Origin of the sequence: Fusobacterium mortiferum ATCC 9817 (assembly GCF_000158195.2) — a bacterium.
In the GTDB taxonomy this organism is placed as follows: Bacteria; Fusobacteriota; Fusobacteriia; order Fusobacteriales; family Fusobacteriaceae; genus Fusobacterium_A; species Fusobacterium_A mortiferum.
Map to the genome: position 1 here is coordinate 501,911 of NZ_GL987994.1, position 13,870 is coordinate 515,780.

At 32.2% G+C, this 13,870-nt stretch carries 11 protein-coding genes; all 11 read left to right on the top strand.

Annotation, left to right across the window (positions count from 1 at the left end):
- Positions 1–16: 16 nt before the first annotated feature.
- Complete coding sequence (locus FMAG_RS12000) at positions 17–3,745, top strand: phosphoribosylformylglycinamidine synthase (protein WP_005887044.1); 3,729 nt, start codon at positions 17–19, stop codon at positions 3,743–3,745.
- A gap of 13 nt (positions 3,746–3,758) precedes the next feature.
- On the top strand, positions 3,759–4,238 hold the full coding sequence (gene purE, locus FMAG_RS12005; protein ID WP_005887045.1) for a 5-(carboxyamino)imidazole ribonucleotide mutase: 480 nt from the start codon (positions 3,759–3,761) through the stop codon (positions 4,236–4,238).
- Positions 4,239–4,568: 330 nt separating this feature from the next.
- A complete protein-coding gene (gene purC / locus FMAG_RS12010; protein WP_005887046.1) occupies positions 4,569–5,282 on the top strand; it encodes a phosphoribosylaminoimidazolesuccinocarboxamide synthase in 714 nt (237 codons plus the stop codon).
- A 2-nt stretch (positions 5,283–5,284) separates the two neighbouring features.
- Complete coding sequence (gene purF, locus FMAG_RS12015) at positions 5,285–6,682, top strand: amidophosphoribosyltransferase (protein ID WP_005887048.1); 1,398 nt, start codon at positions 5,285–5,287, stop codon at positions 6,680–6,682.
- A 27-nt stretch (positions 6,683–6,709) separates the two neighbouring features.
- A complete protein-coding gene (gene purM, locus FMAG_RS12020) occupies positions 6,710–7,711 on the top strand; it encodes a phosphoribosylformylglycinamidine cyclo-ligase (protein WP_005887049.1) in 1,002 nt (333 codons plus the stop codon).
- Positions 7,699–8,277, top strand: coding sequence for a phosphoribosylglycinamide formyltransferase (gene purN, locus FMAG_RS12025; RefSeq protein ID WP_005887050.1), 579 nt, complete (start codon positions 7,699–7,701; stop codon positions 8,275–8,277). Before purM ends, purN begins: the two co-directional genes overlap by 13 nt.
- Before the next feature lie 11 nt (positions 8,278–8,288).
- Positions 8,289–9,794 carry a bifunctional phosphoribosylaminoimidazolecarboxamide formyltransferase/IMP cyclohydrolase gene (gene purH / locus FMAG_RS12030; protein ID WP_040494135.1) on the top strand — a complete coding sequence of 502 codons (1,506 nt, stop codon included), beginning with the start codon at positions 8,289–8,291 and terminating at the stop codon, positions 9,792–9,794.
- A gap of 252 nt (positions 9,795–10,046) precedes the next feature.
- A complete protein-coding gene (gene purD / locus FMAG_RS12035) occupies positions 10,047–11,300 on the top strand; it encodes a phosphoribosylamine--glycine ligase (protein WP_005887052.1) in 1,254 nt (417 codons plus the stop codon).
- A gap of 267 nt (positions 11,301–11,567) precedes the next feature.
- On the top strand, positions 11,568–12,311 hold the full coding sequence (locus FMAG_RS12040; RefSeq protein WP_261660874.1) for a LytTR family transcriptional regulator: 744 nt from the start codon (positions 11,568–11,570) through the stop codon (positions 12,309–12,311).
- Between the two features lie 168 nt (positions 12,312–12,479).
- A complete protein-coding gene (locus tag FMAG_RS12045; RefSeq protein ID WP_005887054.1) occupies positions 12,480–13,193 on the top strand; it encodes a hypothetical protein in 714 nt (237 codons plus the stop codon).
- A 43-nt stretch (positions 13,194–13,236) separates the two neighbouring features.
- On the top strand, positions 13,237–13,821 hold the full coding sequence (locus FMAG_RS12050) for a hypothetical protein (protein ID WP_005887055.1): 585 nt from the start codon (positions 13,237–13,239) through the stop codon (positions 13,819–13,821).
- The last annotated feature ends 49 nt before the right edge of the window (positions 13,822–13,870 follow it).

Here is a 13,870-nt window from a genome sequence, read left to right on the forward strand (position 1 = left end):
TTTTTCAGGAGGAGAAATGAATTACCGTATTTTTGTAGAAAAGAAATCAGGATTTGATTTAGATGCTAAAAGACTTGAGAATGAATTAAGAGAGAGTCTTCAATTAAAGGGGCTAGAAAAAGTAAGGTTACTAAACTGCTATGATGTCTTTGGAATAGATAGTGAAGAGTTAGCAAAGGCTAAAAAGCTTATATTCTCAGAGATAGTAACAGATAGAGTAACTGAAGAGTTAGACAGTAAAGGGGCAAAATACTTTGCTGTAGAATTTTTACCAGGGCAGTTTGACCAAAGAGCTGACTCAGCTATGCAATGTTTAAATCTAATCTCTGATAAAAACCAAAATGTAGTAGTAACAAGTGGAAAAGTTATAATCTTAGAGGGAGATATATCGGAAGAGGAGCTAAACAAAGTAAAAAATTATTATATCAACCCTGTGGAGATGAGAGAGAAAACTCTTGAAAAATTAGAGATAGAAGAGGGAGAGTTAGCTCAAGAAGTTCCTGTATTTGAAGGATTTATTACATATGGAGCTGAGGAGTTAGAAAAATTTAGAAAAGAGCTTGGACTAGCTATGACATTTGCTGATATAGCCTTTGTACAAGAGTATTTTAGAGATACGGAAAAAAGAAATCCAACTGAAACAGAGATAAAAGTATTAGACACTTATTGGTCTGACCATTGTAGACATACAACATTTGAAACTAGAATAAAAAATATTGTTTTCCCAAAATCAGCTTTTGGAGAAACATTACAAAAAGCTTTTGAAAACTATTTGGGAGCAAGAAAATTTGTACATCAAGAAAGACTTGAGAAAAAATATATATCTCTAATGGATATGGCAACAATCTGTGGAAAAGAGATGAGAAAAACTGGTAAGCTAGATGACTTAGAGGTATCTGATGAGATAAATGCTTGCTCAGTATATATAGATGTAGATGTAGATGGGAAAATAGAAAAGTGGCTATTGATGTTTAAAAACGAAACTCACAACCACCCTACTGAGATAGAGCCATTTGGAGGAGCTTCTACTTGTTTAGGAGGGGCAATAAGAGACCCATTATCAGGAAGGTCTTATGTATATCAAGCTATTAGGGTAACAGGTTCTGGTAACCCACTAGAAAAATTAGAGGATACTTTACAAGGAAAATTACCTCAAAAGAAAATAACAACAGGAGCAGCAGCAGGATACTCATCTTATGGAAACCAAATCGGACTTACTACTGGGCATGTAGCTGAAATCTATCACGATGGATATAAGGCTAAGAGAATGGAAGTAGGAGCAGTAGTTGGAGCTGTACCAGCTGATTGGGTAAGAAGAGAGAATGCTTCTAAAGGAGATATAGTTGTACTACTTGGAGGAAAAACAGGAAGAGATGGTTGTGGAGGAGCAACTGGTTCTTCTAAAGAGCATACAGATGATTCCTTAAGACTTTGTGGAGCAGAGGTACAAAAAGGAAATGCTCCAGAGGAGAGAAAAATCCAAAGATTATTTAGAAATCCAGAGGTTACAAGACTTGTTAAAAAATGTAATGACTTTGGAGCTGGAGGGGTATCAGTAGCAATAGGAGAGTTAGCTCCTGGACTAGATATCAACTTAGATGTAGTTCCTACTAAATATTTAGGACTTAGTGGAACAGAGCTAGCTATCTCTGAATCACAAGAGAGAATGGCAGTAGTAATAGAGGCTAAAGATAGAGATAAATTTATAGAATTAGCAAATAGAGAGAACTTATTAGCAACAGTTGTAGCAGTGGTTACTGACACAAATAGACTTGTGCTAAGTTGGAAAGGGAAGAAGATAGTAGATATCTCAAGAGAGTTTTTAGATACTAACGGAGTGACTCAAGAGACAGAGGTAGAAGTAGAGAATATCTCTTATGAAGAGAGCCCTCTTACAAAAGTAGCTTACGAAGGAGAGAATTTGGAAGCTAAGTGGTACAATATGTTATCATCTTTAAATGTAGCTTCTCAAAAGGGACTTATGGAGATATTTGACTCTACAATAGGAGCTACTACAGTACTTATGCCATTTGGTGGAAAATATCAAATGACTCCAACAGATGTAAGTATACAAAAATTACCATTACTTAAAGGGGAAACAGATACAGCTTCTGCTATCACTTGGGGATATAACCCAGTATTATCATCTTGGTCACAATTCCATGGTGGAGCTTATGCAGTAGTTGAATCATTAGCAAAATTAGTAAGTGTGGGAGTAGATTATAAGAGAGTAAGACTTTCATTCCAAGAATACTTCCAAAAACTTGGACAAAATCCTAAAAATTGGGGTAAACCTTTCTCAGCTTTATTAGGAACAATAGAGATGCAAAGAGCTTTTGAAATACCAGCTATTGGAGGAAAGGACTCTATGAGTGGAACATTTAATGATATTCACGTTCCACCTACACTAATATCTTTTGCTGTATCTCCAGTAAAAGCTAGTGTAGTAATATCTCCAGAGTTTAAAAAGGCTGGAAATAAAATCTACTTAGTAAAACACCATATGTTAGAAAACTATATGCCTAATGTGGAAGAGTTAAAAGAAAACTTTGAATATGTACATGAAAATATAGTTAATGGAAATATAGTATCAGCTATGACATTAAAAACTGGTGGTATAGCTGAAGCAGTAAGTAAGATGACATTTGGAAACAGAGTAGGAGCTAAGATATCTAATCTTGGAGATGAGTTATTCAAGTTAGGATATGGAACATTTATAGTGGAGTCAAATGTAGAACTTACTGGTAAAAATGTAGAATTATTAGGAGAAACAATCTCTGAATACAAAGTAATAGTAGGAGATATTGAGATAGATATGACTGTTGGAGAGAAGGTATGGTTAGATAAACTATTCCCAGTTTTCCCTCATAAAACAGTAGAAAAAGTTGAAAAATATATCTGGACTCCTTATACTACTAAAAATATAGTAGTATGCAAAAATAAGATAGCTAAACCAAGAGTATTAGTACCAGCTTTCCCAGGAACAAACTGTGAATATGATTCAGCTAGAGTATTTGAAAAAGCTGGAGCAGAATCAAATATATTAGTATTTAGAAACCTAACTCAAGAGTATATCAATGACTCAATAGAAAAGATGGTAAAAGAGATAAATAGCTCTCAAATCCTAATGTTCCCAGGAGGATTCAGTGCTGGAGATGAGCCAGATGGTTCTGGTAAATTTATAGCAACAGTACTTACTAACCCTAAAGTAGCAGAAGCTATCCATAAGTTCTTAGAGAGAGATGGACTTATATTAGGAATTTGTAATGGATTCCAAGCTCTTATCAAATCTGGGTTACTTCCTTATGGAGAGATAGGAAAGATTACTGAAGATTCACCAACTCTTACATTCAATAAAATTGGTAGACATATATCTCAAATGGTAAAAACTAAAGTAACTTCTAATAAGTCACCTTGGCTTGCTGGAATAGAAATAGGTTCAGAGTTTGAAATAGCAGTGTCACATGGAGAGGGAAGATTCTTTGCTAGTGATGAGGTAATTAAAAAGCTATTTGAAAATGGACAAGTGGCAACTCAATATGTCAACTTAGAGGGAGAACCAACTAATGAGTTTAGATTCAACCCTAATGGTTCAAGCTTTGCTATTGAAGGAATTACTTCGCCAGATGGAAGAGTATTTGGTAAGATGGGACATACAGAAAGATATGGAAACAATGTATTTAAAAATATAATTGGAAATAAAGAGCAAAAAATATTTGAAAATGGAGTAAAATATTTCAAATAATTTAGGAGGACAAATGAAAGTAGCTATTATTTTCGGAAGTAAATCAGATACAGAGAAGATGAGAGGAGCAGCTAACTGCTTAAAAGAGTTTGGAATAGAGTATTCAGCTCATGTACTTTCAGCTCATAGAGTACCTGAAAAATTAGAAGAAACATTAGAAAAATTAGAGGTAGAAGGTTATGATGTAATTATAGCTGGAGCTGGGCTTGCAGCTCATTTACCTGGAGTTATAGCTTCAAAAACTACACTACCAGTAATAGGAGTACCTATTGAGGCAGCTTTCAACGGAATGGACGCATTATTATCAATAGTACAGATGCCTAAATCAATTCCAGTTGCAACTGTTGGAGTAAATAACTCATACAACGCAGGAATGTTAGCTGTACAAATGCTTTCATTAAAATCTCCAGAACTAAAAGAGAAATTAAGAAACTTCAGAAAAGATATGAAAGCTAAGTTTATAGCTGATAATGAATCAGGAGTAGAACTATAAGATAAATTATAATATTGAAAACTTAAAGAGTTGCGTAAATTACGTAAAGAAGTTAGAGGTATAAAATTCAAGAATAACTTTCGTTCAAAGAATAAAGAGCAAGTATGGCTCAGCTCATTAAAAACACAAGGGTTAAGCCTTTGGCTTATTGTGTTTTTGGGCATTCGCTTTCACTGACTTGCTCTAATATTCTCCTCAATCTTCGTTATTCTTGATTTTAATCAAGAGATTTTCTATGAAGTTACAGATAATAGAAGTTTTCAAATTTAAATTTCAATAAAAAATAAAAATAAGGTATAAAATATTAAAAGTATCTCAGGAGGAATTAAAATGTCAGTAGAAAAAAAAGATTTTATTTATGAAGGAAAAGCTAAACAAGTATATTCAACAACAGATGAGAACTTAGTAATAATTCACTATAAAGATGATGCAACAGCAGGAAATGGAGCTAAAAAAGGAACAATAGTAAATAAAGGTGTAATGAACAACAAAATAACAGCTATGTTATTCAGAATGTTAGAGAAAAATGGAATAAAAACTCACTTAGTAGATGTATTAAATGATAGAGATCAACTTTGTCAAAAAGTAAAAATATTCCCATTAGAAGTAATAGTAAGAAACGTAATAGCTGGTTCAATGGCAGCAAGAGTTGGAATTCCAGAAGGAACTAAACCAACTAACACAATATTTGAAATCTGCTATAAAAATGATGCTTATGGAGACCCATTAATCAATGACCACCATGCAGTTGCTTTAGGACTTTGTACTTATGAGGAGTTAGCAGAGATATATAGAATTACTGGTCAAATCAACAACCTATTAAAAGATGCTTTTGATAAAATTGGAATTACTTTAGTAGACTTCAAAATAGAATTTGGTAAAAATGCTGCAGGAGAAATCTTACTAGCTGATGAGATAACTCCAGATACTTGTAGATTATGGGATAAAGAAACAGGTAAAAAATTAGATAAGGATAGATTTAGAAGAGACCTTGGAGGAATAGAAGAGGCTTATATAGAAGTATTAAAGAGATTGGGGGCTTAATGATGAACTGCACAGAAATTCTAATGGCTAAAGATAAAATGGAAGAGGAGTGTGGAGTATTCGGAATATATTCAAAAGAGGTAAATGAAGTAGCACAAATAACTTACTACGGATTATATGCTCTTCAACATAGAGGTCAAGAGAGTGCGGGAATATCTGTTTCTAATTTTGGAGAGATAGTAACTTATAAAGGAATGGGACTTACTGCAGATGTATTTACACCAGAAACTTTAAATAATCTTGTTGGAAATGCTGCAATAGGACATGTGAGATACTCTACAACAGGGGCGAGCAAATTAGAAAATGCTCAGCCTCTTGAGAGTAGATATAAATTAGGACAAATAGCAGTAGCTCACAATGGAAATTTAACTAATGCAAAGATAATAAGAGAGTTATTAGAAGATGCTGGTTCTACTTTTAATACTTCAATAGACTCAGAAGTTATCATCAAAATGATAGCAAGAAAAGCTAATGGAAATGTTGAAGATGCTATAAGAAGTACAGTAGGAGCTATAAAAGGAGCTTATGCATTAGTAATCTTAGCTGGAAACAAATTGGTAGGAGTAAGAGACCCATATGGAATAAGACCACTTTGCTTAGGTATAAATGAAAATGGAGATTATATTTTAGCTTCTGAATCTTGTGCCATTGATGCTGTGGGAGGAACTCTAATTAGAGATGTATTACCAGGAGAGATGGTAATAATAGATGAGAATGGAGTAAAATCTGTAAAATATTCAGAAAATAATAAAAAAGCACCTTGCTCATTTGAACACATATACTTTGCTAGACCTGATAGTGTAATAGATGGATTAAATGTATATGAGTCTAGGGTAGAGGCTGGAAGATTACTTGCTAAACAGATGAAAGTAGAGGCAGATGTAGTAATAGGTGTACCAGATTCTGGAATACCAGCAGCTATCGGTTTTGCTGAAGCTAGTGGAATACCTTATGCAATAGGGCTAGTAAAAAATAAATATATAGGAAGAACATTTATAAAACCTACTCAAGCTTTGAGAGAGCAAGCTGTAATGGTAAAATTAAATCCATTAAAAGTAAATCTTGAAGGAAAAAGAGTAGTAATAATTGATGACTCACTAGTAAGAGGAACAACAAGTAAGATTTTAATAGAGATAATCAGAAGGGCAGGAGCTAAGGAAGTGCATTTCCGTTCAGCTTCTCCAGCTGTAAAACACTCTTGTTACTTTGGAATAGATACAGCTCATAGAGAGGAGTTAATAGCAGCTAGATTATCAGTAGAAGAGATAAGAAAAGAGATAAATGCAGATACATTAGATTATCTATCAATGGAAAATATGTTAAAATCCCTAAAGGGTTGTGATTACTGTGTAGGTTGTTTCAATGGAGAGTATCCAGTAGATACACCAACAGAAGAGTAAAAAATAATTTAAATTTTGGAGGAAAAAATGGCAATTTCATATAAAGAAGCTGGAGTAGATAAAGAGGAAGGATACAGAGCAGTAGAGCTTATGAAGAAAGCTGTTGCTAAGACAATGAATAGCAACGTATTAAATGGACTTGGAAGTTTTGGAGCTATGTATGAGTTAGGAAAATATGAAAATCCTGTATTAGTTTCTGGAACTGATGGAGTAGGAACAAAATTAGAGATAGCTCTTACTACAAAAAAATATGACACGGTAGGAATAGATGCTGTTGCTATGTGTGTAAATGATGTACTTTGCCACGGAGCAAAACCAATATTCTTTTTAGATTATCTAGCTTGTGGAAAATTAGATGCTGAAGTAGCAGCTGAATTAGTTTCTGGAGTAGCTGAAGGTTGTTATCAAGCTGGAGCTGCCCTTATAGGTGGAGAAACAGCAGAAATGCCAGGATTCTACAAAGTAGGAGATTATGATATAGCTGGTTTCTGTGTAGGAGCAGTAGAAAAATCTAAAATAGTAAATGGAAGTACAACTTCTGAAGGAGATATCTTAATAGCTATACCATCTTCTGGAGTACATAGTAATGGATTCTCATTAGTAAGAAAAGTAATAACTGACTATAATAAAGAGTACAATGGAAAACCAATTAGTGAAACTCTTCTTACACCTACAAAAATATATGTAAAACCAGTTCTTGCTGTATTAGAAAAATATAATGTAAAAGGTATGGCTCATATAACTGGAGGAGGATTACCTGAGAACTTACCTAGAACAATAAGTGAAGGACATCAACCAGTTGTATTAAAAGAAAAATTAAGAGTATTAGATATATTTAAATATATTCAAAAAGAGGGGGATATCCCAGAAGATGAGATGTATGGAACATTCAATATGGGAGTAGGTTTTGTACTAGTAGTAGACCCTAAAGATAAAGATGGAGTAATAGAAGAGCTTGCTAAATATGGAGAAGAAGCTTTTGAAATAGGATATGTTCAAAAGGGAGAAAAGGGACTATGTTTAAAATAGGAGTTTTAGTTTCTGGTGGAGGAAGCAATCTTCAATCTATAATAGATAAATCTCAAAGTAGAGAGTTACAATGTAAAGTTGAAGTTGTAATTGGAGATAGAGAGTGCTATGGAGTAGAGAGAGCTAAGGAAGCTGGAATAGATGGATATACCTTAGATAGAAAAGTTTTAAAAAAAGAGCTATGTAGAGAGATAGATAAAATTGTTTCAGAAAGAGGAATTGATTTGATAGTTCTAGCTGGATTTTTATCTATCATTGATGAAGAGTTTGTAAATAAATGGAAGGGGAGAATAATCAATATTCACCCCTCTCTTCTTCCAAAATTTGGTGGTCCAGGAATGTATGGTATAAGGGTACATGAAGCTGTACTAAAAGCTGGAGAGCAAGAGAGTGGTTGTACAGTACACTATGTAGATACAGGAGTGGACAGTGGAGAGATAATAGCTCAAAAGAGAGTAAAGGTCTTAGAAGGAGATACTCCAGAGATTTTACAAAAGAGAGTATTAGTAGAAGAACATAAGCTTTTACCTGAATCTATTGCAAAAATTATATCAGAAAGAAGATAAAGGAGTCTATTATAATGAAAAGAGCATTAATATCAGTTTTTGATAAAAATGGAATATTAGAGTTTGCACAATTTTTAGTAAAACACAATGTAGAGATAATCTCAACAGGTGGAACATATAGATATTTAAAAGAGAATGGAGTACCAGTAATAGAGGTAGCTGAAGTAACAAAAGCTCCAGAGATGTTAGATGGAAGAGTAAAAACTCTACACCCTGTAATCCATGGAGGAATTTTAGCTATAAGAGATAATGAGGAGCATATGGCCACTATAAAAGCTAGAGGAATAGAAACTATTGATATGGTAGTTGTAAATCTATATCCATTCTTTAAGAAAGTAAATGAGGATTTGACTTTTGAAGAGAAAGTTGAATTTATAGATATTGGTGGACCTACAATGCTAAGATCAGCAGCAAAATCTTTCAAAGATGTTGTAGTAATTAGTGATACAACTGATTATGAAACTGTTATGAGAGAGATGGAAGCTGGAGAGGTAACATTTGAAACAAGAAAAAGACTTGCTGGAAAAGTTTTCAACTTAACATCTGCTTATGATGCAGCTATATCTAGCTTCTTACTTGGAGATGAGATGCCTCACTATTTAAATGCTTCATATGAAAAAGTTATGGATTTAAGATATGGAGAGAATCCTCATCAAAAAGCTGCTTACTATGTATCAACTACTGATAGTGGAGCTATGAAAGATTTTGAACAATTAAATGGTAAAGAGCTTTCATTTAATAATATAAGAGATATGGACGTAGCTTGGAAAGTAGCTTGTGAATTTGAAGAGCCAGCTTGTTGTGGGGTAAAACACTCTACTCCATGTGGAGCAGCTATTGGAAAAGATATACATGAGGCTTATGTAAAAGCTTATGAGTGTGACCCTGTATCTATATTTGGAGGAATAGTAGCTCTTAATAAAGAGGTAGATAAGGCAACTGCTGAGGAATTAGTAAAAATATTCCTAGAGATAGTAATAGCTCCAAGTTTTACAGAGGAAGCTTTAGAAGTATTAAGAACTAAGAAAAATCTAAGAGTAATAAAATGCTATCATAAACCTATGGACAAAGTAAACCTTGTAAAAGTAGATGGAGGAATCCTAGTACAAGATGAAGATTTAAGTTTTTCTACTCACTATGAAACTGTTACAGAAAAAGCTCCTACTGAAAAAGAGATGAGTGACTTAGATTTTGGAATGAAGATAGTAAAACATGTAAAATCTAATGCTATTGTAGTAGCTAAAGATAAGATGGCTATTGGAATAGGAAATGGAGAAACAAATAGAATTTGGCCTACTGAACAAGCAATAGAAAGAGCTGGAGAGAGAATAGAGGGAGCTGTCCTTGCTTCTGACGCTTTCTTCCCATTTAGAGATGTAGTAGACACTTGTGCAAAACATGGAATCAAAGCTATAATTCAACCTGGAGGTTCTATTAGAGATAAGGAATCTATCGAAGCTTGTAATGAGCATGGAATAGCTATGATATTCAATGGAATGAGACATTTCAAACACTAATCGTATCTACTTAAGTTATTAAAAAATTAAAAGAAAACTAAGAATTGCTTCAGACTACAAAAAGTAGATTAACTATGGCTTATCTTACTAAAAACACAAAACTCGTTTCACTCAAACAGTTGTGTTTTTTAGCGTTCGATTTCGCTGAGTTAATCTAACTTTTCTCCGTAATTTACGCAATTCTTTGAGTTTTCTTGATTAAAGTTTGTAGTTGAAAGTAGCTACTATTAATTTTTTAAAGGAGAAGAGAGAATGAAAATATTAGTAGTTGGAAGCGGTGGAAGAGAGCATACTATCTGCTGGAAAGTAAGCCAAAATGAAAAAGTAGAAAAAGTATATTGTGCTCCAGGAAATGGTGGAACAGAGTTACTTGAAAAAGGAGAGAATGTAAATCTAAAAGGAGTAGATGAAATTCTTGCCTTTGCTAAAGAGAATAAAATAGATTTAACTATCGTTGGAAGTGAGGAGCTTCTAGTAGATGGTATTGTAGATAAATTCCAAGCTGAAGGATTAAAAATCTTTGGACCAGATAAGAAAGCTGCTCTACTTGAAGGGTCAAAAGCTTTTGCTAAAGATTTTATGAAAAAGTATGGAGTAAAAACAGCTGCTTATGAAGTATTTAATGAAGCTGACAAGGCTAAGGAATATATAAAAACTTGTGAGTTTCCTCTAGTGGTAAAAGCTAGTGGACTTGCTGCTGGTAAAGGGGTACTTATCTGCCAAAATCTTGAAGAGGCTCTAAAAGCTGTAGATGAGATAATGATAGATAAAGTATTCAGCAGTGCTGGAGAGCAAATTGTAGTAGAGGAGTTCTTAGATGGAGTAGAGGCTTCAATCTTGTCAGTAACTGACTCAAAGATTATCCTGCCTTTTATCTCTGCTAAAGACCATAAGAAAATTGGAGAGAAAGAAACAGGATTAAATACAGGAGGAATGGGAACAATAGCTCCTAACCCTTATGTAACTAAAGAGGTATATGATAAATTTATAACTGAGATAATGAATCCTACTCTTGAGGGAATAAAAGCAGAGGGAATGGATTTTGCTGGATTTATATTCTTTGGGCTAATGATAACTGCTAAGGGAGTTTATCTTCTTGAGTACAATATGAGATTGGGAGACCCAGAAACTCAAGTTGTATTACCACTACTTGAATCAGATTTTATAAACCTATTAGAGAGTGGAATAGATAGAAAACTTTCTGAGATAGATGTAAAATGGAGTAATAAATCAGCTTGTTGTGTAGTTCTTGCTTCTGGTGGATATCCAGAAAAATATAACAAAGGTTATGAGATAACAGGTATGGATAGTGTAGATAATATGGTATTCGTAGCTGGTGCTAAACTAGAAAATGGAAAACTTCTTACTAATGGTGGAAGGGTAATCAATGTAGTAGCTATTGGGGATAACCTTGAAGAAGCTAGAGCAAAAGCTTACTCTGATGCTGAGAAAGTAAACTTCGAAAAGAAATACTTTAGAAAAGATATTGGAGTATTATATAGATAGATTATAAAGGGGTTATTACAATTAAAAAATTTGTAAAGCCCCTTTATTTTTTTACTATCTGCAAAAATATTCATCTTTAAAAATTTAAAAAAAATATAATTTTTCTGAAAAAAAGTTATTTTAATTGACATTAATAAAAGAAAGTGCATATAATGTTAATAATATTAATTTTATAGTTATAAAAATATAGAATAAAATATTTTTTAGGAGAGAATAAAAGATGAATATTGGAGAAAAAATACTAAAAAAGTTTTTTTTAATTATTTAATAGAAAATAATTTAGATGAAGTTGAAAAATTATTTTCTGAAAGTTTTAAAAGTGTAGGAACTAGTCAATTTGAAATAGCTAAGAATAAAAGTGAATTTCTATTAAGTATAAGGAATCAAATAGAAAATTTAAAAGGAAAGATGAGTTTTTATATAAATGATTATGTCGAAGATTATTTTGGAGATTTAATTTCTTCTTATTGTGAAGTAACAATTATTTATTTTGAAGAGGAAGAGAAAAAAATAACAACTAGATTAACAACTGTTTTTTTTAAAGAGAATGATGAGTGGAGAATAATAAATATGCATAATTCAATTGCAAAAATAACTCAGGAAAAAAATGAAATGTTTCCAATAAGCTATATGTCAAAACTAGAACAAAATAATGAAACTAATATATTTTTACTTGAAAAATTTAGGCGAGGTTTCTTTTCTTTAAAGGAGATTGCATATATTGTTTATTCAAGTATAACAAGAAAAACAATTTTCTATTTGAATAATTTAGAAAGTTTTGAGTTAAAGAAAAAATTTTCTGAGGTTGAAGAAAAATTAAAAAAATTTTCTTTTTTTTGTAAAGTAGATAGAGGAACTTTGGTAAATTTAGAATCTATAAAAATATTAGATTTTAAAGAAGAGTGTATTGTATTTAAAAATCAACAAATATTATATCTAAGTAAAGTAAAATTAAAAAAAATAGAAAATAGATGGAAAAAAATAAAAAAAGAAAATAATATAGAGTTATAAAATAAATGTATTTTTTTTATAAAATTGATGTCTAAATAGTGGAAAAGATATGTTGTATTTTTATCTAACTAGTGTAGCAATAGACTTTTAAGATAATATTAATGTTATAATTGGAGTGTTTAAGAGCAAAAATGTTCTAAAACACTTTTTTTTATGGGAGGAGTTAAGTTGAAAATTTTATTATTTATATTGTTGAGTTTCTATTCTTTTGCTTTTGAATTTACTCCTATGGGATTTGATAAAAGACTAGATACAGGAGAAGGATACGGAGAGTTTCAATATACAAATTCAACTTTAGATGTCCAAAGATATAAAATATCAATTTTGGATAATGGAAAAGAGAATAACATTTCACAGTATGTCAGTGTTTATCCTAAAATTTTAACAGTGAAGCCTAAAAGTGTTGGGGTTATAAAGGTTTATGTACAAACTCCTCCTACTTTAAAAAAGGGATTATATGGTTTTATCCTTAGAAGTGAGGGAGTACCTGTTCCATTTTTACAAAAAAGAGAGAGTGGGAAACTTACTCCAGCAGTTTCTATGAAAACAGCAGTTAATTTAGAAATGCAAGCATATGTAGGAGAAGTAGGAAATGAGTTTGAGATTAGTAATGAAAAAATAGTTACCAAAGAGACAAAAGATGGAAAAAACAAAAAATACTATACAGCTAAGCTAAAAAATAAAAACGGTAGAGGCTATGAATTAGGAGTATGTTTTTTAGATTCTGTAGGAAGTATAATCTCTGTAATTCCAAAGGGAAGATTAGGAAATAATGGAGAACTTACTCTTGAAGAGGAGATTCCTAAATTAGCTGAGTATATATCTTTTTATGATTATAACAACCAAGTATTCGTTTGTCAGAAAATAAGGATTATAATGTAAAGTTATAATAAATAAATTAAAAATCAAGGAGGAAGTAAAAAAAATGAAAAAAATGTTATTGGGGGTAAGTATCCTATCAACACTAGCTTTTGGAGTAAGTAATCCAGGAGATAATGGAGCATCAGCTAGTGGTCAAGGAGCAGCAAGAGTAGGAGTACCTATGGAGGTAAGAGTAGAGATATTACCTAAATCTGGAAAATTGGTATTAGTGGATGAGAATAATAAGTTAATAGATAAGCTTATATTTGACCATGGAAAATTAGTGAAAGGTGGAGCTGTAACTGATTCTATAGTAGAAAAAACAGTAAAATTAAAAAGAGATGATGGGGAAGCTTTTGGAGGAAGCAGTGCATATAAGGTAACTTTTGAAGCTAAAGATTCTTCCGGAGCAGTAGTTAAGATAGCTAATGACTTAGTATTAGTAGGACATGGAATGACTACTGATGAAAAATTAAAATCTAAATTAAAATATAGAGAGGGAGAAATAACTTTAGTAGGAACAGAAACTGAAGTAGAAACAAAGGTTCAATCTATAATAGAGGCTACAGCTTTAAATGGTTCTTCTATAAAAGAGGGGTTATATGTAGGAACTGGAACATTTGAAGCAAAAGTAGAAAATGTAGATTAAAAATAATATTTTTAAAATAAGGAGGAAGAGATTCCTCCCTATTTTAAAT

Excerpts from the sequence above, each read along its gene's own strand:
- FMAG_RS12000 (WP_005887044.1), top strand. The coding sequence starts at position 17 with ATGAATTACCGTATTTTTGTAGAAAAGAAATCAGGATTTGATTTAGAT.
- purC (WP_005887046.1), top strand. The coding sequence starts at position 4,569 with ATGTCAGTAGAAAAAAAAGATTTTATTTATGAAGGAAAAGCTAAACAA.
- purN (WP_005887050.1), top strand. The coding sequence starts at position 7,699 with ATGTTTAAAATAGGAGTTTTAGTTTCTGGTGGAGGAAGCAATCTTCAA.
- purF (WP_005887048.1), top strand. The coding sequence starts at position 5,285 with ATGAACTGCACAGAAATTCTAATGGCTAAAGATAAAATGGAAGAGGAG.
- purD (WP_005887052.1), top strand. The coding sequence starts at position 10,047 with ATGAAAATATTAGTAGTTGGAAGCGGTGGAAGAGAGCATACTATCTGC.
- FMAG_RS12050 (WP_005887055.1), top strand. The coding sequence starts at position 13,237 with ATGAAAAAAATGTTATTGGGGGTAAGTATCCTATCAACACTAGCTTTT.
- purE (WP_005887045.1), top strand. The coding sequence starts at position 3,759 with ATGAAAGTAGCTATTATTTTCGGAAGTAAATCAGATACAGAGAAGATG.
- purM (WP_005887049.1), top strand. The coding sequence starts at position 6,710 with ATGGCAATTTCATATAAAGAAGCTGGAGTAGATAAAGAGGAAGGATAC.